Consider the following 23,719-nt stretch of genomic DNA (forward strand, 5'->3'; position numbering starts at 1 on the left):
TTACAAAAGCTTCTTTCCACGCTGGTATCCATAGAAACCATTCCTAGGAGGCTATATCCATGTCGATCTCAACCACGATGATTATCCGGCTGGAGATTCGGAAGTCCATAACATCCTTTGGGGACGTAGCTTCCCGGATAGCGGGGGCCGGCGGGGATATAGTAGCCATTGACGTTATCCGTGCGGGCAAGGAGGTAACGACCCGGGATATCACGGTGAATGTGCAGGATGCGGGGAATGAAGAGGTTGTCCGTGAGTTGTCGGATATGCCGGGGATCAAGGTCATCAATGTATCGGACCGGACCTTTCTGGCACATCTTGGCGGCAAGATTGAGATTATGCCCAAGATGCCGATCAAGAACCGGGAGGATCTGTCACAGGTTTATACCCCCGGCGTTGCCCGTGTGTGTACGGCGATTGCAGAAGATCCGAATAAGGCCTACTCACTGACGATGAAGCGCAATACGGTAGCGGTCGTTACCGACGGAACGGCTGTCCTGGGTCTGGGGGATATCGGACCTGAGGCGGCGATGCCGGTGATGGAGGGCAAGGCTATGCTGTTCAAACAGCTGGCCGGGATTGACGCTTTTCCACTGTGCCTGAATACGAAAGACCCGGATGAGATTGTGAGTATTGTTAAAGCGGTATCGCCCGGCTTCGGCGGCATTAATCTGGAGGATATCGCTTCGCCCCGCTGCTTTGAGATTGAACGTCGGCTTGCCGCTGAACTGGACATCCCTGTCTTTCATGACGACCAGCACGGCACGGCGATTGTAGCGCTTGCGGGCCTGCTAAATGCGCTTAAGGTTGTCGGCAAATCCATAGAGACGGCCCGAATTATCGTTGTCGGCATCGGCGCGGCGGGGGTGTCGATCTGCAATCTGCTGCTGGCGGCGGGCGCAACCCATATCGTTGCTGTTGACCGCGAGGGAATCATCCGACAAGGGAAAGCGTACAGCAATACGCAGTGGCTGCGGCTCGCAGAGGTCACGAACCCGGAAGGCAGAGCAGGCGGTTTGACCGAAGCCATCCATGGCGCGGATGTGTTTATCGGCGTTTCCGGGGGAGGCATCCTGACGGTTGATCATGTGAAAAGTATGGCTCAGGACAGTATCGTGTTTGCTATGGCGAATCCCAATCCGGAAATTGAGCCTGAACTGGCGGAACCGTACGTCCGTGTTCTTGCTACCGGAAGAAGCGATTATCCGAATCAGATCAACAACGTTCTGTGCTTTCCCGGTATTTTCCGCGGCGCTCTCGACTGCAGAGCCAGGTCGGTGAATCTGGAAATGAAACTGGCTGCTGCCAAAGCCATTGCTGCTGTGGTTCAGCCGGAGGAACGGAATGAGCAGTATATCATTCCGAGTATTTTTAATGACAAAGTAGTGGAAATGGTGCGGATTGCAGTGATTGGGGCAGCAATTTTGACGGGTCAGGCCCGGCGTGTGCCACCGGATTTTTTTGTAGGAGAGTCATCGGAGAGGTGAAGTAATGGTTTTGCTAGGGGCATTAGTAAATGGAGTAACCGTGGTATTCGGAACGTTATTGGGGCGTTTGCTGCGGCGTATACCGGAAAGTATGAAACAAACGGTAATGAACGGAATCGGGCTGGCCATCATCGTCCTGGGAATCCAAATGGGATTTAAAAGCGGGAATTTCCTGATCGTTATTCTAAGTCTCGTCATCGGGGCTGTTATCGGAGAATGGATCGCTTTGGAGGATAAGTTTACCGCTGTGGGACACTGGCTGGAGAACAAAATCGGCTCGAATGAACCGGGGAGCATCTCTCAAGGATTTATTACAGCCAGCCTGGTGTTTGTCGTCGGGGCCATGGGTATTCTCGGTGCTTTGGATAGCGGGATTAAAGGCAATCATGATATTCTGTACACGAAGGCTATAATGGATGGATTTATAGCGATTATTTTAACGACTACACTTGGGGTAGGGGTGTTGTTTTCGGCGATTCCCATCATTTTGTATGAGGGGGCTATTGCGGTTTTCGCCACACAGATTACCCGATTTATTCCTGATGCATTAATGAATAATTGTATTAGCGAGCTTACGGCCACCGGTGGCATTATGATTGCGGCAATAGGGCTAAATTTGCTGGGGATCACCCATATCAAAGTAGCCAACCTTCTTCCGGGAATACTAGTGGCTGTACTGCTAGTTTCAATACTATATGCAATCCAGTGATAGAAGCGAAGAGGAGCCTGACGAATATGGAAAAGGAACACAAGAACTGCCAAAGCTGCGGCATGCCGTTAGCCCGTGACGAACAGCGGGGCGGGTCTGAGAAGGACGGCAGTAAAAGCAAAAAGTATTGCAGCCACTGCTACCAGAATGGCGAATTTACACTGCCAGATCTCACGCAAGAACAGATGAAGGAAAGAGTCAAGCAGAAGCTGGTCGAATTTGGCTTCCCAAGGTTTCTGACAGGTGTGTTTACACGGAATATCCCCAAGCTGGAGCGTTGGGCGAAGTAAAGGAATGAAATATGAACGCGATGACTGCCATCTGCTTTAGGTGGCGGTTATTTGTGTTATGAGAAATTTTCCAAAGAGCTTTTATTGATAGCGCTTTCTATACGATAATATGCATATATATTAATTTTTCATAAAAATAAAAGGTGGTTATGTATGTTGTTTCGTTCATTTTTAAGGCTATTGGCTCCGTTTACTTTTGTAATGTCGCGTCTGAAGTATGCACAAAAGTTTATTCTAACCAGCATTCTTTTTGCGGTGCCCCTCGTTCTGGTGCTCGGTTTATGGCTTCAGGCGGTTCAGAGCGATATCGGATTTGCACGTGAAGAGAGGAAAGGGGTTACAGCCATCCAGTCCGTGATGCCGCTGCTTCTTAAGTTCCAACAGCACGGAGCACTTGTGGAAGCGTATATAAATGGGGATGAAACCGCTAAAGCGCAGATTGCCGCAAATGAGCAGGAAATCGAAAAGCAAATCAGCAGCGCTGGTACCGATATTGCAGAAACAGGATTTTCCCGTACGGCGGCTGCGCTGCAAGCATTGAAGCCCGAGTGGGAGAAACTTCAGGCGGATACTCAGCAGTTGACCCTGGAAGAAAGCCTCTCACGTCACACCGGGATTATCGGAAAGGCCGGGAAGCTTATAAAAGATACAGCAGATGAATCCAAGCTGACCCTGGACCCTGAGCTTGATTCCTTTTATATGATGGATATTATGGTTAACCGTGCGCCGGATCTCATTGAGCTGACCGGACGAGTTCTCGGGATGGGGAACCAATTATTAATCCGAAACCAAATCAGTGAAGCCGAAAAAATGGATGTGAATGTAATTAAAAGCCAAATGGAAACAGCAGGAGAAGGCATTCAGACCTCCTTACTACATATCTATGATTCCAACACCGCTTGGAAATCCGAGCTGGATCAATCCGGCAATCAATCCCTCGCCTCCACCAAGGCTTTTGTTTCCCTTATCAATGATAAGCTGATCAAGGATACACAACTGTCGATGAAGCCCGAAGAGTTCTATCCGGAAGGGTTGAAGACAGTAAATGATATAGCCAGTTTGTTTGCCGCAGATTCTGATACGCTCTTCAACTTATTAAGCGGGAGAATCAGTCATCTGGAAAATAGCCGCAATACGATTCTAGCCATTACATTGGCCGCCGCGGTTCTGATTGTACTTTTTTATATTGCTTTTTACCGGAATGTAAAAGTGACCGTACAGCTTATACAAGGGAAAGCGTCAAAAATGGCAGCAGGGGATTTCTCGGGCAAATTAACGGTTGCGAGCAAGGATGAATTGGCGGATATCGGAACCTCTTTCAATTTAATTAATGACTCGCTTAACGAGCTGCTGAGACGTAATCAGGACCTTTCCGAGCAGTTAACGGCTTCTTCTGAGGAATTAACCGCTGTATCCACGGAATCCGCACAGGCTATGGAGCATATCGCCAAGGCGATTCAGTCGGTATCAGACGGAAATGAGATTCAGAATAGAGCATCCGGCGAAATATCCGGTGCATTGACTGAAATGGCTATTGGTGTGCAGCGTATTGCAGAAAATGCCGGTGAAGTGGTCGGCTCTGCAGCCCACGCGGTACAGAATGCCGAGGAGGGAGCCAGACAGCTGAAAGCTGCCGTCGATCAGATGCGTACGATCCAGTCTTCCGTCATAGACTCGGGCAAAGTCATCGGGCAGCTTGGAGAACTCTCCGAGCAAATCGATTTTATTGTAGCGGCTATTGTTAATATTTCTTCCCAAACACAGCTGTTGTCGCTAAATGCCAACATCGAAGCGGCTAGAGCCGGCGAGCATGGACGCGGATTTATGGTCGTTGCATCGGAGGTATCCAAATTAGCCGAACAAACAACGACATCCGTCAAGTCCATCTCCGAGGTTATTGGCCACATCAGGGGGCTGGTGGATCAGTCCATCCAATCAGTAGAAGTAACATCTCGGGAAGCTGACAACGGACTGAAGTCCATTCATGCGGCGAATGGTTCCATTGATACCATTATGGGAGCTATTCAATTGGTTACAGAGCAAATACAGGAGGTCTCGGCGGCTGCTGAAGAAATGTCCGCAAGCAGCCAGCAGGTAAGCGCATCGGTGAGCGAGGTTGCGGCTATCTCCCGTCAAAATGCCGGTGAAGCGGAGACGATTGCCGCAGGCGCACAGCAGCAGCTCGCGTCCATGCAGGAGATTCAAGCCTCGGCGGCAACCCTGAGCAGCAATGCGCTGCAACTGCAGGATGACTTGGGCAGATTTACTCTTGAATAGCGGTTAAAGCAAATGTCTATCATCAGTTGACAAATGCTAGACTTCTCTGTAACTTATAACTAATTAAATAAGAAACCACTAGGGGAGCCTGAATAGGCTGAGACGGGAAAATGAATTTCCGGACCCTTGAACCTGATCTGGATCATACCAGCGTAGGAAAGTGGAGTCGGACCCTTTTTTTCTCATATTGGCCTTGGCCGTTTATGGATAGAAGCCGCTCCATTGTGGAGCGGCTTTTTTAGCGCGCACTCTTATTTATAATACTTTTAATAGGAGGAAATAAGATGCCAAGCCAAGAGAAGAAGGATACGGTTGATTTGTCTGCTTTTCCAGGAAGTCATAAGGTGTATGTGGAGGGGTCACGGCCGGATATTCAGGTGCCTATGCGAGAGATTACGTTAAGCCGAACTTCGGGTACTGCCGGAGAAGAGGAGAATGCCCCAGTTCGTGTCTATGATACCAGCGGAGCTTATACCAACCCTGAAGCGGAAACCGATATCCGCCAGGGGCTGACGCCCCATCGTTTTCAGTGGATCAGGGAGCGGGGGGACGCGGAGGCCTATGAGGGAAGAGCCATCAAACCTGAGGATAACGGGAATGCTACAGGTAAATCGGAGGTGGAGGTGTTTCCGGGGTTGCAGCGGAGTCCGCTGAGAGCCAAAGAAGGCCGGAATGTCAGCCAACTGCATTATGCGCGCAAAGGCATCATTACGTCCGAGATGGAATTTATAGCGATCCGGGAAAATGTTGCGCCAGAGTTTGTTAGAGATGAGGTAGCCAGCGGTCGTGCCATCATTCCGGCAAATATTAACCATCCGGAAAGCGAGCCGATGATTATCGGGCGGAATTTCCTGGTGAAGATCAACGCGAATATCGGCAACTCCGCCGTGTCCTCGTCCATAGAGGAAGAAGTGGAGAAGATGAGATGGGCTATCCGCTGGGGCGCGGATAACATCATGGATCTTTCGACCGGCAAAAACATTCACACCACCCGGGAATGGATTATCCGCAACTCTCCTGTACCTATTGGGACGGTGCCTATCTATCAGGCATTGGAAAAGGTGAACGGGAAGGCCGAGGACCTAACCTGGGAGGTTTACCGGGATACGCTGATCGAGCAGGCGGAGCAGGGAGTGGACTATTTTACTATTCATGCCGGGGTGCTGCTTCGTTATATTCCATTGACCGCCAAAAGAATGACAGGTATTGTCTCACGGGGTGGATCGATTATGGCGGCATGGTGCCTTGCTCATCATCAGGAGAATTTTCTCTACACGCATTTCGAGGATATCTGCGAGATTATGAAGACTTATGATGTTGCGTTCTCCTTGGGAGACGGGCTGCGTCCGGGTTCCATCGCAGATGCCAATGATGAGGCCCAGTTTGCGGAACTGGAGACGCTGGGAGAATTAACAACGCTGGCCTGGAAGCATGATGTTCAGGTGATGGTCGAAGGTCCGGGCCATGTGCCGATGCATCTGATCAAAGAAAATATGGATAAGCAGCTTGAACTCTGCCATGGTGCTCCTTTTTACACACTCGGTCCTCTGACAACGGATATTGCACCCGGCTATGACCATATTACCTCTGCGATTGGAGCGGCGATGATCGGTTGGTTCGGCACGGCAATGCTTTGCTACGTCACCCCCAAGGAGCACCTTGGTTTGCCTAACAAGAATGATGTACGGGAAGGCGTTATTACCTACAAAATTGCGGCCCATGCCGCCGACTTGGCGAAGGGACACAAGGGTGCACAGGACCGGGATAACGCGCTTTCCAAAGCTCGCTTTGAATTCCGCTGGCGGGACCAGTTCCATTTGTCGCTTGATCCGGAGCGGGCGCTTGAATACCACGATGAGACCCTTCCCGCAGAAGGAGCCAAAACCGCTCATTTCTGCTCCATGTGCGGACCCAAGTTCTGCAGCATGCGCATTTCCCATGATATCCGGGATACGGCGAGACAGCAGGATGGGCTGGAGCAAGAGCAGCCGGAGAAAGAGGTTATCGCTGCGGGGATGCGAGAGAAAGCGGTGGAGTTTAAAGAAGGCGGAAGCGTGATTTATAAGTAGAACGTGAATATTTTGACTATAAACTAAAATTGTATGTGACTATATTGGGATACTGGCTGACCTAATAATACAAAATCGCTCCTTTGAAATGGTTGGGTGGTACCTCCATTCCATAGGGCGATTTCTTTTTGTTACTTAAATTCTTGCACCAAGCAGAAGGAGCGTCTACCCAGCAGTAGGTGAAGTAACTGGAAATTCTCCCGCTTTAACGGGAATTTCTCCATCTAATCCGGTGCTTTGGAGCCCTTTAAATTTCATCTCATCCCCGTTTATGAATAATTTGGTATTTAACTAGAGGGGTTTGTATTATAATAGGTTCAAAAAACGGGACTTTTGTCATAATTGGACGAAGGAGAATCATTTATGGAAGTGTTAGGGGAGCAACGTAAGATAGTTAGACAGAAGCTGATTCAGGTATATACGCATCTACAGGCACTGAACCAATTAAAACAACCGGTCGAAAAACAAATTTCGAAGCATCTATGGTCATTGCAGCTAACGGACCTGCCTGTTGATCCTCGTATTATCTGTGATTTTGTGGACGGACGGAGCCCTTTCGAAAGGATAGATGACCCGATACCGGATGTTTTGTTAACGGTAAGAAAGCCTGATCTTACGCCATGCCCGGAGCCGCCAGAAGTGCTCAAACGCTGGCTGGAGCCGGAATGGGAGAAGATCCACAAGCAGCCGCGGTTCATTGAACGGTTCGAAACTTATGTGGAGAACGAAGAGACAGGGGAGTATGAGCCGGTTCAGGAAAGATTCGATCAGGATGAACAAAGAGTACGCTCCTGGGAAGAATGGCTGAAGGTACGCGGTGAATGGAAACGGACGGAAGAGCCTGTACGTGAAACGAAGAAGCTGTTCGAGAATTTATATACCCTCCACTCCTGGATAGAACGTGAGAATGATGCTGTCGAGCTTATGATCGCCGATGGCCTCCTGCACTGGGATCTCCTGCCGGAGAAAATTCACCACCCGTTGTTAATGCAGAAGGCTCAGCTCATCTTTGATCCAGATGTTCCGGAATTCCGGCTTGTTCCGTCCGATACGGAAGCGGAGTTCCATAGCGCCATGTTCAGGGACACATTAGAGGTAAGTGCCCTCTCCGTTAAGAAATGTGCTGATGATTTGTTGGAAGAACCATGTTCTCCCCTGGGCTATGCTGCTACAGACAGTTATTTAAAAAGAGTAGCCAGTCACTTAGCAGCTCATGCACAGTTTATTCCTTATGGGACACGGCCTGTAGCCGCATCGTCGGAGGAAGAAAATGTATATATACAGCGAAGCCCGTTAATCTTGTTGCGGAAACGTTCTGCCGGCTTCGATCACGCCATAGAGGAAATCATTAAAGATTTAAACGACAGCGACCATCTGCCGCAGGCGGTTGCCAGGATTACCGGGATTGATTTGGGAACAACACCTGAGGGTGATTCAGCGGTCTCTTTTTCCAATCTGGATATAAATGGAGAGAATGAAGAGATTCTGTTCACCAAGGAAGCAAATTCGGAGCAACTCGATATTGCGCTCAAGCTAAGCCGATTCGGCTCCGTTCTTGTTCAAGGCCCGCCAGGCACAGGCAAGACGCATACGATCGCCAATCTACTGGGGCATTTTCTGGCTGAGGGCAAAAGCGTCCTCGTAACGAGTCACACTTCCAGAGCCCTATCGGTCCTGCGCGACAAGGTTGCCGGTCCGCTGCAGGACCTCTGCGTCAGTGTGCTGGATGAAGCAAGCGGACAGAAGCAGCTGGAGAACTCGATAGATGTCATCACCTCCAGGTTAAGCTCCATATCCACCGAGGAGACGGAGCGGGATATACTCGCGCTGGCAGCAAAACGCAGGTCTATGTTAGATGATATCAAGGTGCTAAATGCTGATTTAAGAACGTCCAGAGAAAGCGACTACACGCCGATAATTCTATGGGGCTCCGAATACGATCCCTCTACGGCAGCGAAGATGATTTCTGCAGGACAAGAGGCGATGAAGCTTATTCCGGGTGGGATCACGGCAGGCCATGAGTTTCCGCTCACATCTGCCGAGCTTGAAAGCCTCTATCGAAGCTCCGGTGAGATCACGCCGGAGGAAGTAGCTGAATTTGAGCAGTTAAAGATTCGGACAGAGCAGCTTGTCTCTCCCGAAGAGTTCAACAGTCTGGCCAAAGTGTATAAAGAGTTGGTACATGCCGAGAGAGATAAACATAAGGCTTACTGGAACAATAATGATCAGAATTTGAAAATAGACGAACTACAGTCTGCATTGGACCAGCTGCGCAGAGCGGTAGCGGTTATTTCGCAAGGGGAAGAGTGGAAGCTGGAACTGATTTCTTTCTCCACAGAAGCAGCGGGCGGCAGAAGCGACTGGGATGAGCTGATGAACGAGGTGGAGGAGTGGCTTGCCTTATACCGGGCGGCCAGAACCGCTAAGTACAAGTATGGCTTTGAGCATTTGGCCGATACCGAGTTGCAGCCCCTTTTTCCCGTAATAAATGAAATAAAGAGTTACCTTGAGGGCGGGAGTAAGTTGACTTCGTTGCAACTGCTGCTTAAACGGCAGTGGAAGAAGGCCTGTGATTTTCTATTCCCGGGAGACAAAGGGCTTCAAGGTCTGGATGCTGCTTATCTCGATGCTGTGCTGACAGTCATCCGTTATCAGGATCAACGCTCCAGGGTTATGACCCGCTGGAATCGGCAAGTAACGGCAAAGGGAGGGTATGATCTTTCCACTCTCGGCACGGAGCCTGAAGAGTACATGCCAACCATTCAAAAAGAGATGCGCTTTTTGCTGGATTGGCAGCAGGAGAGCTTCAACCCGCCGTTACAGACTCTGCTTAAAGGGGGGGTTCTGTGGGAGGAGCTGCTTAAGTCCAAACCTGTCCCGGTGGGAAAGCATGCTGAATGGATTCATCTTCGAGACACGGTAGAACAAGAGATTCCTGTCATAGTAGATTCCTGTATTAACGAATATAAATGGAATGAAGTCTCCCGAAGCATCCACGAGATCACGCAGACCGTGATTTCTTTGGCAAATTACCGTTCTATATTAATGGTTGCTCTGCAGGAGAGCATCAAGCAGTTGGACGAGCACGGATATGAGCAAGCCTGTCATGCTATAGATGAACTATGGAGTAAGCAAGTTCAGATCCGGCAGAGGCAGAAGTTGCTCCAGCAGGTACAAGCCGTTGCTCCTGGTTGGGCGGAGGCTGTCCGGGAGAGGATCAGTGTACACGGAGAACCCCGGGTTTCGGAGGGACTGCAATCAGCCTGGCTGCTGAAGCAATTGGATATGGAGTTGGACAGAAGGACAGCCCTTTCTGCGGAGACGCTGCAAGAGCAGCTTGCGGGAATTCGGGAACAATTCAAATCGATTACCCTTCAATTGGTGGAGAAAAAGGCCTGGCTGGCGCTAGCCCGCAAAACCACCCTGAAGCAGCAGAATGCATTGCATGGCTGGAAATTGCTGATGAAAAAAGCAGGCAAGCGTACCGGGAAAGCGGCTCCGCACTTGATTGCAGAGGCCCGTAAGCTGATGCCCGTCTGCCAGACGGCCGTTCCAGTCTGGATTATGCCGACATACCGGGTAGTGGACAGCTTTAGTCCTTCGGAGAACCACTTCGATGTAGTGATCGTTGATGAAGCCAGTCAGGCGGACATTATGGCCTTAACGGCTCTTTATCTCGGCAAGCAAATCGTGGTCGTGGGCGACGATGAGCAGGTGAGCCCGGAGGCGGTTGGCCAGAGGCTGGAAGAGACTAGAAGACTGATGGAGACCCATCTGGAGGGTATCCCCAACGCAGCTTTGTATGATGGAAGCACCTCGATCTATGACTTGGCTAAAACTTCTTTTGCGGGTATGACCCAACTGAGGGAGCATTTCCGCTGCGTAGAACCGATTATCCAGTTCAGCAACAGCTTGTCCTACAACGGGACGATTCTTCCGCTTAGAGATGCAAGCGGAGTGTCTACTAAGCCGTTCACCGTTGAGTACCGGGTGGAGAGCGGAAGCAGAAGCTCTAAGAAAAATGAGGCCGAAGGCCAGGCCATTGCTTCACTTATTCTGGCTGCTATCGAAAGAGAAGAATATAAGGATGCGACCTTCGGGGTTATCACCCTGCTTGGTGAGGAGCAGGCTGTATGGATTGATCAGTACTTGCAAAAGCATATGCCGGCTACCGAATACAAGCGGCGCAAAATCCGCTGCGGCAATTCCGCCCAATTCCAGGGCGATGAACGGGATGTTATTTTCCTGTCCATGGTAGACGCTTCCGACGAATCGGTTCCCATGCGGCTTATATCCGATCCCGGTAACCGGACCAAGAAACGCTACAATGTTGCCGTAAGCCGTGCCCGCGACCAGCTTTGGCTGGTCCATTCCCTGGATTCCTCCACACAGCTTAAGGATGGGGACCTACGGAAACGCTTAATCGAATATGTCAGAAATCCTTATACCGCCGAAGAAGCCCTGAAACAACATGAGCCTGTGCTGGAGTCAGAATTTGAACGTCAGGTGATGTCTCGTCTGTTGGAGGAAGGGTATAAAGTAACGCCTCAGTGGAAGGTGGGGGCTTACCGCATTGATATGGTCATTGAAGGCGGAGGCAAACGTTTAGCTCTGGAATGCGATGGGGACAAATGGCATCCACTGGAGAAGCTGGGTGAAGACATGTCCAGACAAGCCATACTGGAGCGGCTCGGCTGGACGTTTATCCGCATCAGAGGCGGGCAATTCTTCCGCAATCCTGTACAGGCCCTGCAACCGTTATTCCGGAAGCTGGAACAGCTCGGAATTCCCCGGGAACTTCATCTTCAGGGCGGCGAGATGAATACTGGCGAGTCTCAGCCACTGGCGCTTAAAGACAGGGTTATTAACCGGGCAGCGCAGATCAGACGGGAATGGCTGGAACCTAAGGAAGCCAGCCAAGAGGTGTCTGGTCGAGAGGTAATCAGTGAAGCTGGTCAGGAAAAGTCTGGCGAAGAGCCAACGGACGACACTTCTACGGCTCAAGATGACTTTGAGGATGTCTTTTATGAAGAGATTAGCACCGAACCTAACCTGACCTATTATTGGACCGACGAGATGAGAGACGCAGAGGATGAACGGCAGGCTGTGATCGAAATGGAGCTGGCTACCCTGCAAGCGGCGGCTGGAGCGGAGGAGAATCCTCGGCAGAACTCAGCGGCTGTGCTCGGGCTTAATGGGGAAGGGATTGTACCGGATTCCGGGTTCAAACTGACTGATTTTTTGGCGGCTCAGGGTCTTAAGTACATCGATCAAAGAGAGCAGGACGGTGCAATCTGGGTGATTGGGGATTGGCGGGTGGCCCGACACGTGGCTGATCTGAGACATAGAGGGATAAAGTTTGTCTACCGAGAAAGAGGAAATCACTTCACCAGGTGGAGATCGGCTTGGTTTAGTTATTATAGGGAGGATTGAGATGGGAACCTTGCGAAATCATGAATCCCTCATTCATTTGGTGGCATCATCCGCATGTGATCGAGTGGTTATTCTATGCTTTATGGGTGAAGACTCTGCGGAAGGATTAGATATTTTGATCCGTAGTATTCGGGTGGTCTGCAATCAGGTCTTTCTAATCACAATCTAATCACAAGCTTCCCTCATCTATTTGAAGGCAGAAGAAAACAGGCAGCCGCGAAAGAATGTCTTTCTACGGTAGCCCATCTACTGAACGGATTGTATCTTTTGGATAGGAATGAAGCCTTATTATCGATGCGTGAACGCAAGAGTACGTCTACGTTAATGGATTTTTTTCAATTCTGCGATACGCTGATTATTAAATTCTTCGAAGAGTTAGTTTACTTGTTGGAAACATTGAAGGAAACAGAGCGATATATTTTTTTTCTAAACTCTCCCATGGAGTTGAAAGTTCAAATCGTTCCAAGCATTCGGGGGGTTCTGGCTGAGAAAGGGTGTATATGAAAGATATATAGTGGGACTGACCGCCGATGCATTCAATTATTCAACTGTGAAAGGGAGAATGAGCCGCTTCATAAAGTGGGTGGATTGATACTGCTAGAGTATCTTCAAAGAATTTGGCAGGCTAAAGAATAGCGAAGATTAAGTGTACATTCAAGTACTTTACTAAGCTGGGCTCAGATCAATCGAAGTATGATGTGGTCAAAAGTTATGAAAGGCTCTCGAAATCGTGAATTTTCAATTCAAATCTAGTTTATAAGATCCGTACGAATGCAATAATAGTAATGACATGAGGAAAGGAGATTTGCTAATGTCTATCTTGTCCCAATACGATCCGCGGATCACAGAAGAATTTTTGCAAACTGCGGAAGAAGATCAACGGTTTGACAGAAAGAGAGCTAACATTGCTTTTAATGACTTAGCCACACACATTGTTGGGTTCGCAAACGCCGACGGTGGAGTATTGGTTATTGGCCAGACTAACAGTAAAGAGTTGCAAGGCATTGATCATGTAGGACAAGATAAAATAAACGCTCTGATGAAAGTGTCCCTCACTCTTTGTGTCCCTTCTGTTCTGGTTAAGACAGAAGAAATCTCTATTCAAAACATAAAGGGAGGACCGGATCGGTTATTACTCTTACATGTTGAGCAAAGTGAGCGATTGCACACAACAACAGATGATCAGATCTACTATCGAAAAGGTGATTCCACCCTTCATATAGTGGGAGAAACACGCAGGGCTCTCGAATATGATAAAGGGAACAGACATTATGAGCTTGAAGAGATCCCAGACTGTAGTTTGGATGACCTCGACGATACGATATTCCAACGGTATAAGGAACTTACCGGATACAGCGGCACTTTAATCAACCTTCTGATAAATCGTGGACTTGCTGTCCATAAAAACGGCAACCTGATCATGCGAGTTGCCGGAGTTTTGTTGCTCGCTAAAAACCCAAGCACTTACCTGCCGCAAGCCTGCATCCGGTTTATCAGGTTCGAAGGGATGAAGGCTAAGACTGGAACGAGAGCAAATGTTGTTAAGGAGTATATGTTCGAGGGACCTTTAGTAAAGCAAATTGAACGTACGAAAGAAGTCGTCCAAATCCAATTAAGAGATTTTACCGCTTTGGGGCAGATGGGAATATTCGATACGGTACCGGAATATCCCGAATTTGCATGGGTTGAAGCTGTAGTTAATGCCGTCACCCACAGGGCATATAATTTAGGCGGAATCGAAATTATGATACGAATGTACGATGACCGACTAGAGTTTGAAAGTCCTGGGAAACTTCCAGGTATGATTCGCTTGCATAACATTAAAGATCTAAGATATTCGAGAAACCCCAGAATTGCAGTTATGTTATCTGAGTTCAAATACGTACGTCGCTGGGGCGAAGGAATTGACCGGATATACGATGAAATGCAACTGTTTCATCTGGAACCGCCAGAACTTGCAGAAACAGATCAGACTTTTACTCTGACTCTTAAAAATAACATTGAAGTGCGGCGGTTACGGAGAGAGTCGTCGGTAGCATTAAGCATCGGAGGGGAACGGTGGCTTGACCTTTCTCCTGAACAAAGACAGGCTTTAGAGTTAGCCTCGATTCGTAAGAAAGTTTTTACGAAGGATTTTGGGGATTTTATAGGAAGAAGCAGAGTGACAGCCAAATTAATACTGGAATCACTCGTTGAGGAAGGATACTTAGAACGTATCGGTTCAAAGCCAACAGACCCGAAACTACACTATATCTTAAAGCTCTAAAGCTCTAAAGCAACTCTAAAGCAACTCTAAAGCAACTCTAAAGCAACTCTAAAGCAACTCTAAAGCAACTCTAAAGCAACTTCTAAAGCAACTCTAAAGCAACTCTAAAGCAACTCTAAAGCAACTCTAAAGCAACTCTAAAGCAACTCTAAACAGACTTAATTGTTATTTGCAGAAGCAGATATTCGCCTCATTATGGCCGGATTTAGAGGTATAATTTCCTTTTAATTATCTTGAAAACGGTTTAATGCCTGAATTAAAGGGAGTTTTTCCTGCTAATGCGCATACGCCAAGGCAAGGCCAGTAAACCAAAGAGCAAAGCTTGAGATGGACCTGGGACATTTTCTTTGTTTTTATTCAACTGAGGACGGTTAAACAACCATTCTTCGAAAATGCGTTTTTTATCAGCAACAAATCCGTATCTATAGAGGATATTTTGATGAATAAACACAACCTCAAACATACCAGGTTTGTTTTCGTTTGCTGTATTGAGCTTGAATGCCTCAACGTCCAGATCTTCAGTTGCTTGTTCCATGTCATGTTTTTATTTCACTCCACTTATTTTCCAACAACTTCTCACTCCCCCCTCTCCCTATAATTGCTATAATCAAATCATCAATCCCAACAAAACAAGACAAATTTCACCCTTAGCAGGAGCTGACACATGAACGAAGTGAAGCAAAAAATGTTAGGCTATATCAGCGCGGGAAAGCAGGCGACCGTCCGGCTGGAGCAGCTGGAGCAATGGTTTGCGGGGGAAGCGGTAGAGTATGAAGTCTTTGCCGAGGCAGTGCAGGAGCTGGAGCGGGAAGGTGTGCTCAGCGAGGTAAAAACGGAGGGCAGGACTGGAAGATCACCCGATCTGGCCCGGCGCTACCGCATTGAACGCACCAAGCTGAGAGGTGATTTTCAACTGCGGGTACACCGGCTCAGGCTGGAGCTGCATCCATTGATTTCGCTGGACCGGTATTTTTCGCTCGGCGAGGTGGCGTTGGAGCAGGACATCCCATATCTCCGGCTGATCGACTCTTATCTGAAGGAACACGGTTTGCCTCATCATATCGTCGCCGCACCGGAGCGAAGCTACGCTATTGTGCAGGACGAGAAATGGATCACCGACAACGGCGGCAGGGCGCTGCTGACACGAATCGGACTGTGGGACAGGCTGATGGTTGCGGCGGAGTATGACCCGCTAATGATGGCAGTGAACCCGGAGTATCTCGCTTCGCTCCAAGCTCTACCCCAATCGGAACCCTGCCTTCACCTGATCGTGGAGAATAAAACAACGTTTCAGGCTCTGCTGCCGGCGCTGCCGGACACAGTTTTTCACACTTTAATCTACGGCTGCGGCAACAAAATCACTGGCAATATCGAGATGTTTCCGAAGCAGTATCCACTACCGGATCGGAAGCACCAGTTCTATTATTTTGGAGACATTGATCATAAAGGAATACAGATCTGGAGCGACCTGGCGCGCAAGGTGGAGGCCGTTCCGGCGCTCGCCTTTTACCGGGCGTGCATCGCCAAGGCTCCTGCCGTGGGCAAAGAGTACCAGAGGCCGAATACGAAGGCGCTGAGCAGTTTTACAAGCTTTTTCTCCGAGAGAGATAAAACGCAAATGGAACACTGTCTGTCAGACGGACAGTATTATCCGCAGGAGACGTTATCTACAAGGGAATTGCAGGCCATATGGAGGGACACACCGTGGAATTGAATGTAATGGGAGATGTGAACCAGGCGCTGGCGGGCTTTCAGGAGCGGATGGCCAAGGTCGCGTTGTTCGATCCTCTGTTTGAGCTGCAGCGCAAGAAACAGAGTGACGGTCAGGGACAGAGTATCGAAATGATGGAGCTGGGGCTGCTGACGCTGCTGTTCTTTTTCGAGCAAAAGCTGATCCGCAACGCGAGAGCCGGCGTGAAGGATTTGGCCAGCTATCTGGGGCAGGTGACGAACGGGCGGTATCAGCTTAGCGAGGAGGATTATGAGGATTTGGCCCGCTCCGTGATCGGCGTGTTTCGCCCAACCTCAGGGAAGAAGAGAGCCTTCGCTTTCTACAATTGGGAGACGCTGCAGGAGGATGAGGTCTATACGTCCATACTGCGAGCCAGCGCCTTTGACAGCAAGAGCAATACGCAATTCTATGCGCTAGATGAAGACGGGCTTGAGCTCGTCTTTGCCACCAAAGAGTTTTATGCCGAGTTCCAGCTCTCGATTCACCAGTTGGTGCTGCGTAAACAGCTGGAGAAGGGCGAGTTCCAGGGAGCGCTGCGCCAGATTAACGAGATGCGGGTGGATGTGGAAACGCTGCAGGAACGTATGGTCAAGCTCAGCCATGAGATCAAACGCAGTATCGTTTCCGAGGATACGCTGGGGAAATACAGCTCGCTGCTTGACGATATCTACATCCGTCTGCAAAGGGAAAATGAAGAGTTCGAAGAGCTGCGGGATTTCGTTAAGGAGACCAAGGACCGCATCTATTCGGACACGCTTCAGGACAAGCAGCATCATGCCTATGAATACATACTTCGCATTTCGGCGGAGCTTGAGAAAGTGCACGGCGAGCATACGATGCTGCTGCAGAGAAGCATGCAGCTGAGGACCGGAGCTCTTCAGGCGGCTAAAGAATCGTTATATTACACGGGAATGAACTCCTTTAACTTTGATCAGGATTTGAGCAGCCTCATCTTCGGTTCGCCCCTGCCTTTGGAGGCGCTGCGTGGTGTATTGTCTCCTTTTATGGGGCTGGAGCAACGGCCGTCCTGGTCGCTGCTTACGGTATTCAGCGAGCAGAACATTGCCGGGGACAGTGAGGAGGACAGCCGGGAAGAGGAATTTATGGAGGCTGCCGAGGAAGACCCACGTAATGAATTCGTCAAACAGAGAGGGAAGCTGTTTGCACTACTGATGGAGGATTTGATTCTGGCGCTGGAGCGGCTGTCCAGTGTGCGACTGTCGGAGCTGGTGGAGACGTACAGGGAGCGGGAAGACAGGCGAAGGCTGCTGGAACTGCGCGCATTTTATGATTTCTGGCTCATTCTTCATCAGCGGAGCCCGGTGCTCGCGGGTTCCAAGGGAGAAGAGAGAGAACAGGTGAACGGGATGGAAGAAGCGCTGCAAAGACTCGGGGGCCGTTCCTTGCGGGTGCGGGAGGGGCAGGGAATCGTCCGTGCCAGCGGGCGGTTTTCCATCCAGGAGATGAATATTTCATGGGGAGATGATGCCGGTGCTTTATGAGAATGAGGTTGTATTGAAGGCATTCCGGATTTATGCGGAGCTGGCACGTCAGGGGCTGACAGAGCGTGAAGGGCTGCAGCAGTATTTGGCAGACGATGAGGTGCGGGGACTGGTAGACCAGTTCGCCAGGGAGGTGGACTGCGTCGCGCTGCCTGTGGGGAATCAGCTGCATCTGGTGCCGCTTGTACGCCTGTCGCCTTTTCACGTATCCAATGATTATTTGAAGAAGACATATTTGCGCGCCCAAGCGGTCAATGCGGATTTGTATCTGCTCTATGTGGCGATTATCGCCTTTATCGGCGCTTTCTATGACAGCTACCAGACGATTGAGCCGACCCGGGATTTTATCCGAATGGATGAATGGCTGTCGCTTGTCCAAGAGCGGGTAGAAGGGCTTAAGGAGCATGATCCAGAGCGGCTTAGGCAGTATGAGAAAGAGTTCTCCTACAACTGGGCACTCATTATCGAGAAATGGGATGCGATGGATGACATCAGGGAGACGGCCAAAAGGCAGAGCGGAAATACCATCAGCCGGATGAGCTTTATGGATACCGCCAGACGGTTTCTCATGGATCAGGGACTGGCGGAGCAGATCGGCGACGGCGAGCTGGCCATCACAGAGAAAAGTAAAATAATCGTCCAGCGCTATTTCATGGAGTTGCAAAATAACAGGGGCATTCTGCAGTTTCTGTATCAGTTTGAGGGTGGCCGCAAGCAGGAGCAGCCCGTTAAGGAGGAGACCGGCGATGCCATCGATAGCTAAGATCCGTTTTACCCATGTAATCTATGAAGGCGGGAACAAGAGGTACAATGATGAGACGTTTATTTTTGACGGACATAACGGAGCGGTGGTGCTGGAGAATGGCGGTGGCAAAACCGTGTTTATTCAGACGGCGATTCAGGCGGTACTGCCCCATGCCGATCTGGCCGGACGCAAAATAAAGGACACATTGACGCTGGATCACGGACCCGCACATGTGGCGATTGAATGGATTCTGAATGACAAGCCGCGCCGCAGATATGCGCTGACCTGTGTCAGCTTGTTTCAGAGCGGAACCGGCGTCGACTCCTTCCGTTATGTCTACGAATATGGAGAGCATGACGCACACAGCATTGACGAACTTCCTTTTGTCAGACCCTATATGAACAAACACCGGGCTGCGGACAAGGGTGAAATGCAGGACTACTACGCTTCCATGGAGCAGCGCTACTCCCTGCAGGCGAAGACCTTCCAGACAATCAAGGAGTACAAGGCTTATCTGGAGCAGCGGTTTCAGATCATCTCCGGCGAATGGGAAGCCATTGCCAAGATCAACGATACCGAGGGCGGCATTGAAGCTTTTTTTGATGAATGCAAAATGACCAATCAGTTGTTCGACCGACTGCTGATTCCGACGGTGGAGCGGTCCATCGAGGGGTATGAGCAAGGCTCCTTTGCCAAGATGTTCGAGACGCACAGGGAAGGCTTCGAGAACTACAAGCAGCTCAAGGAACAGATTGATGAGAATACCAAAGTCTTGCAGGAGCTGGAAGGGTATGTCCGGCTGTATGAAGCATTGGACCTGCGGCAGCGGGAGTATGATGGAATCCGCGGTGAAGCTAAGGCGTATTGGCAACTGTCCGAAGAGCAGCGCAAGGAGCTGGATGCGGAGCGGGAACGGACGGCTGAACTGGAAGCGGATTTGAACCGGCGTCATGGAGAGCTACTTCGGAGGCGTCAGTCGCTGTTAATCAAACGCGAAGAGCTGGAGATGGACGCGCTGGAAACCTCGTTGTTTACAGTTGAAGAGGAACGAGGCCGTACGAAGGAGCGGCTGCATCAGGAGCGGCGGCAGTATTATTCTTTGCAATACGGCGAAATCCGGGACAAGTCTATCCGCGTACAGGCGGCCATCAGGCAGCTTGAGCATCAATTGGCAAGTCTCTCTTATACGGAGGACGAAGCCGCGCTGGAACGCAACTGGGAGAAGAACGGGGCGAAGCTCCGTTATGCCTTTGCAGCGGCGGAGCAGGAGCTGGAAGAAAAAGGCGCCATCAAGGCGAAGCAGTTGGAGGAGGCGCAGGAGCGGACCGAAGCTGTCAGCGATGGATGCCGGAGTCTGGAGCAGGAGCTGCGGGGTCTGGAGCGGCAGCTGGCCGAGAAAGAGACCGAGCGGCGAATCAAGAGAGAGCAGCAAGAAGGGATCTCCAGGGAACTGTTGGCCAATCCGCAGATCGAGAAGGTGGAGCAGCAGATGCCGCTGTGGATCAGCGAAGAGCAGCAGCAGGAACAGGAGCGTCTGGGACTCCTCCAGGAGCTGAAGCGGCTGGTAGAGGAGCGAAGTTTGCTGGAGAACAGACGCCGGGAAGCTGGTGAGGAGCGCACGGAGGGCGAACGGAAGTTGGCCAGATTCCATGAGCAGGAGGAACAGTTGCGGGCGGAGCAGGAGGCGCTTAGGCTGGAGCTAGCCGGACTGCGGCGCTCCTGGGAGCGTCCTGGCTCCCTGTATGAGAAGCAGACCTCGATCCGGGAGCACATGGAGGAAATGATCGAGCGGTTGAGGGGGCGGAAGAGTCGGCTGCTGATGTCCGAAAGGCTCGCTTTCCGGTATGTGGATGATCACGGGGAGCAGGAGATTTTCTTTGCCGATGCTGTTGTTTCCAGACTGTGCCGGCAATGGGGTCAGCAATTCTCCCTGCTGCAGCGCGGTACGGAATATCTTAATGATCTGTCCGGATATACGGATGGCGGTGAACATGCCGACCGGCTGTGGGCGGTAACGCTGATTACTACAGATTATGAGAAAGAGACTTTAAAGAGCAAGCTTGCAGGAATAAAGGAAGGATATTCTTTTCCCATCCGGGTCTTGAGCACCGGGGAAGCGGCGGAGCTGCTGCAGGGACAGGTCGTTCGGCGGCCTGATTTCGGGGAATGGGTCGTTCCGGCGCATTGGGCAGAGAATGAACGGTCCGAGCGGTTCGAATTATGGAAGGCACAGTTGTCCGAACAGGCGGAACAGGTCAGAACCGAGCGGGAGAGCGCCGAAAACGAACTGGTCAACTGGCAGAACGCAAACCGGAAATTCAACGTTTTTCTGCAGCGTTTTCCGTTGCAGGTTCAACAGGAGTTGGAGCAGCAGCGCCTGCTGGAACAAGGGAAGCTGGCTGAACGGGTTCGCGAGCTTGAGAACCTGGAATATAAGCTGAAGACAAATCGGCAGTCCGAAGAGTCCCGCAGGGGGACGGCAGAGGAGATGACCGCACGGATTTTGCGGCTGGGGCAGCTGATTCAGGCCGGTGGAAGATATATGAACCTCGCAGGCGAGGTTGCCCGGCTCGAACAGGAGACGATCCCTCTTCATGGCCGAATGGAGCTGATGAAGAAGCAACTTGGCGCTTTGGACCAAGAACGCCAGCAGGCCCAAGTGGAGGTGGAAGGTCTAAGGCAGCAACTGCAGGACCTGCGCAACGGTCGGCAGCTGCTGAGGAGAGATGAACGGTATGGGGAAGTTCTGCAATGCGAAATGGAGCGAACCGAAGAATCGCTTGAGCAATTGAAAGAGGAACGCAGAGGCCTCGAACTGCAGCGTCTTAAGATCGCCCAGGAGCGGACTCAGCTGGACAGACAGTTGGCTATGGAACGCGATAGAGAGCGGGATTATCGCCAAGGCCTTGAGCGGCTGAAGCTCGAACATCCGGAGCTGCTTCCGGATATGGAGCTGCCGCTGGATGTGGAAGAGCGTAAATCCGCACTGTGGACAGAGATCGGGCATGTGTCCGGGCAACTGGACAAGGTAGAGAACGAATATCGCCGGATGGATCGGGAGCTGCAGAATAAGCAGGGAGGACTTCTTAAGCTGCGGGAGCAATTTCAGCGGCAATATCCGCAGGAAGTACCGGAGATATTTCTTGAGCCTTTATCCACAGTGGAGCAGCGCATCCGGGAAGAAGAGAAGTCGCTCGGCGGTGAACAGGAGCAGCTGCGCAAGCATCAGCGACAGTTGGAGCGCCAGGGACAGGAATTTGATGAAATCCTCAGTCTGTGGAACAAACATCTGCTGCTGCATGCGCTGGAGGATGTAAGGCTGGCCACGACCATCATCGGCGAGAATGAGGTGTCCGAATTCAGGTATAAGCGGAAAGAGTATACCCGGCGCTGCATCACGCAGCTGAGTGAAAGCCATGGCAGGCTGTCCGAGGAACAGAGGTCCGTCCACAAGGGCCGACAGCGCCTGAAGGACTTTTTCGGCAGTGAAGTGAAGGACGTCAAGATGAGGCAGATGACGCTCCAGGGCATTGAAACGAGGGAAAGCTATACCGAAATCATGGATTTCCAGAAATCCATGGATCAGCGCATCCAGATGGCGATTCATCTTTGGGAACAAGACCTGCAAACGCATGACCGGGGGCTGCAGCAATATATACAGCATATCCACGCTCATTTGAAGCTGATTGTGCAGGAACTGAAGGAAATTCCGAAGAAAACGCGGGTGAAAAGTGACGACGGCTGGAAGGAAATATACAGTTTTGCTATTCCCTCGTGGGAGGACCAGGACGGCAAGGAACGAATTCGCAAGCATATCGACTGGATCATGACCCGACTGGAGCGGTATGCAGAGATGGAAGGGCAGGATGCTAGCGGACAAGACCAGCAGAACCTGATCCGCCGCGATCTGGAGAAATGGCTGGATGCCAGACAGCTGCTGCAGATCGTAATGATGGGCGAAGGCATGAAAGTAAGCTGCCGCAAGGTAGGCAACGATCAGCAGGTGAGCCGGGTCGCTTATTCCTGGGAACAATCGAACCGCTGGTCCGGGGGCGAAAAGTGGAGCAAGAACATGACCCTGTTCCTCGGTTTGCTCAATTATGTGGCGGAGCGAAAGCAGTACATTCAGGGCCGAATGAAGCGCCATCGGACGGTAATTCTGGATAATCCGTTTGGCAAAGCTTCGAGTGAGCATGTGCTAAGCCCGGTCTTTTTTATCGCCGAACAGCTGGGATTTCAGATCATCGCGCTCACCGCCCATGTGGAAGGCAAATTTTTGCAAGATTATTTCCCAATTGTCTATAGCTGTCGTCTACGTCATACGTCGGACGCCTCCAAGCAAGTGATCGAAGCCGTCCAGCAGATCCAGGCCGCCTATTTCCAGGATCATGAACCGGAAACGCTGGAGCGCTTGGGAAGCAGGGTGACGCAGATGGAGCTGTTTTGAAGGTAGTTCTCAATATTATGCTATAGGCCCGACTTTATTAATTTGCTTTTAGCTGCACTATGTGCAATTAAAAGCTGGTGTTACTCACCGAATACCTTTTTAATTGCATTTCGTACAGCTATATCCGGAGAAGGGGAGTTAAAAGGCCCTTTTCCCAGTTTTTAGCTGCATAATGTGCAATTATTAGTCTCCAAAACACCGATTTACACTAAATAAGTGTATGAAGTACAACTAGTACCTTGACCGTGAATAATATTACCTTTAAGCTCTCCATATAGAGTCAAATGGGAGGGCTTACCAATGAACAAAAAATACGTGGTTGAACTGAAAGACGAAGAACGCGAACGGCTTCAGCAACTTCTTCATGCGAAGGAGACTTCACGGGGAATTCGAAATCGCTGCCTCATCCTCATGCTGGTAGATGAAAGTCAAGGAGCCATTCCCAAGCAGATGGAGATTGCCCAGCGAGTTGGTGTTAGTGACGTCACGATTCATCATACCGTGAAGAGTTACTGTACCCGCGGCTTAGAGGCCACATTGCAGTATCGAAAACGGTCGGAGCCGGGGCATCCCTCTGTGATTACCGGAGAACTGGAGGCCCGGATCATTGCACTGGCCTGTTCCGAGCCGCCGGTGGGCTATGCTCGCTGGACCATTCGTCTATTGACGCGCCGGGTCATCGAACTGAATATTATAGAATCGGTGGGACGAGAGACGATTCGAGCCACGTTAAAAAAACGAAACTTAAGCCTCACTTAAAGA

14 protein-coding genes and 1 riboswitch are annotated in these 23,719 nt (G+C 50.5%); of the genes, 13 read left to right on the forward strand and 1 reads right to left on the reverse strand.

Annotated elements, in window-relative coordinates:
• Window positions 1-59 precede the first annotated feature (59 nt).
• The 8 genes from PaeBR_RS03470 (at window position 60) to PaeBR_RS03505 (ending at window position 14,531) form a co-directional block, all read left to right on the forward strand.
• A complete protein-coding gene (locus PaeBR_RS03470; protein ID WP_410513521.1) occupies window positions 60-1,487 on the forward strand; it encodes an NAD-dependent malic enzyme in 1,428 nt (475 codons plus the stop codon).
• A 4-nt stretch (window positions 1,488-1,491) separates the two neighbouring features.
• The gene (locus PaeBR_RS03475; protein ID WP_410513522.1) at window positions 1,492-2,196 is read left to right on the forward strand and encodes a DUF554 domain-containing protein; all 705 of its coding nucleotides are present in this window, start codon (window positions 1,492-1,494) and stop codon (window positions 2,194-2,196) included.
• A 26-nt stretch (window positions 2,197-2,222) separates the two neighbouring features.
• A complete protein-coding gene (locus PaeBR_RS03480; RefSeq protein ID WP_410513523.1) occupies window positions 2,223-2,486 on the forward strand; it encodes a zinc ribbon domain-containing protein in 264 nt (87 codons plus the stop codon).
• A gap of 153 nt (window positions 2,487-2,639) precedes the next feature.
• Window positions 2,640-4,763, forward strand: a complete 2,124-nt coding sequence (locus PaeBR_RS03485) for a methyl-accepting chemotaxis protein (protein WP_410513524.1) — start codon at window positions 2,640-2,642, stop codon at window positions 4,761-4,763.
• Window positions 4,764-4,833: 70 nt separating this feature from the next.
• Window positions 4,834-4,939, forward strand: a riboswitch (TPP riboswitch).
• A 108-nt stretch (window positions 4,940-5,047) separates the two neighbouring features.
• Window positions 5,048-6,832, forward strand: coding sequence for a phosphomethylpyrimidine synthase ThiC (thiC, locus tag PaeBR_RS03490; protein ID WP_410513525.1), 1,785 nt, complete (start codon window positions 5,048-5,050; stop codon window positions 6,830-6,832).
• A gap of 363 nt (window positions 6,833-7,195) precedes the next feature.
• Entirely contained in the window at window positions 7,196-12,265 is a 5,070-nt protein-coding gene (locus tag PaeBR_RS03495; RefSeq protein WP_410513526.1) for an AAA domain-containing protein, read from the forward strand.
• A 1-nt stretch (window position 12,266) separates the two neighbouring features.
• Window positions 12,267-12,434, forward strand: coding sequence for a hypothetical protein (locus PaeBR_RS03500; RefSeq protein WP_410513527.1), 168 nt, complete (start codon window positions 12,267-12,269; stop codon window positions 12,432-12,434).
• Between the two features lie 642 nt (window positions 12,435-13,076).
• A complete protein-coding gene (locus PaeBR_RS03505) occupies window positions 13,077-14,531 on the forward strand; it encodes an ATP-binding protein (RefSeq protein WP_410513528.1) in 1,455 nt (484 codons plus the stop codon).
• A 256-nt stretch (window positions 14,532-14,787) separates the two neighbouring features.
• Here the strand turns inward: PaeBR_RS03505 and PaeBR_RS03510 are convergent, their stop codons facing one another.
• Window positions 14,788-15,066, reverse strand: a complete 279-nt coding sequence (locus PaeBR_RS03510) for an AAA family ATPase (RefSeq protein WP_410513529.1) — start codon at window positions 15,064-15,066, stop codon at window positions 14,788-14,790.
• Between the two features lie 129 nt (window positions 15,067-15,195).
• Here PaeBR_RS03510 and PaeBR_RS03515 point away from each other — a divergent pair, with 129 nt between their 5' ends.
• From PaeBR_RS03515 to PaeBR_RS03535, 5 genes are all read left to right on the forward strand, one after another.
• Window positions 15,196-16,245, forward strand: coding sequence for a Wadjet anti-phage system protein JetD domain-containing protein (locus PaeBR_RS03515; RefSeq protein WP_410513530.1), 1,050 nt, complete (start codon window positions 15,196-15,198; stop codon window positions 16,243-16,245).
• Window positions 16,236-17,765, forward strand: coding sequence for a replicative DNA helicase (locus PaeBR_RS03520; RefSeq protein ID WP_410513531.1), 1,530 nt, complete (start codon window positions 16,236-16,238; stop codon window positions 17,763-17,765). Before PaeBR_RS03515 ends, PaeBR_RS03520 begins: the two co-directional genes overlap by 10 nt.
• On the forward strand, window positions 17,749-18,528 hold the full coding sequence (locus PaeBR_RS03525) for a DUF6063 family protein (protein WP_410513532.1): 780 nt from the start codon (window positions 17,749-17,751) through the stop codon (window positions 18,526-18,528). The genes PaeBR_RS03520 and PaeBR_RS03525 overlap by 17 nt, the downstream gene beginning before the upstream one ends.
• Window positions 18,512-22,957: a chromosome segregation ATPase gene (locus PaeBR_RS03530; RefSeq protein ID WP_410513533.1), complete on the forward strand. Its 4,446-nt coding sequence runs from the start codon at window positions 18,512-18,514 to the stop codon at window positions 22,955-22,957. The genes PaeBR_RS03525 and PaeBR_RS03530 overlap by 17 nt, the downstream gene beginning before the upstream one ends.
• Before the next feature lie 300 nt (window positions 22,958-23,257).
• Window positions 23,258-23,716: a helix-turn-helix domain-containing protein gene (locus PaeBR_RS03535; protein WP_410510947.1), complete on the forward strand. Its 459-nt coding sequence runs from the start codon at window positions 23,258-23,260 to the stop codon at window positions 23,714-23,716.
• Window positions 23,717-23,719 lie beyond the last annotated feature (3 nt).

The organism is Paenibacillus sp. BR2-3, from assembly GCF_046529485.1.
Classification (GTDB): Bacteria; Bacillota; Bacilli; order Paenibacillales; family Paenibacillaceae; genus Paenibacillus_AQ.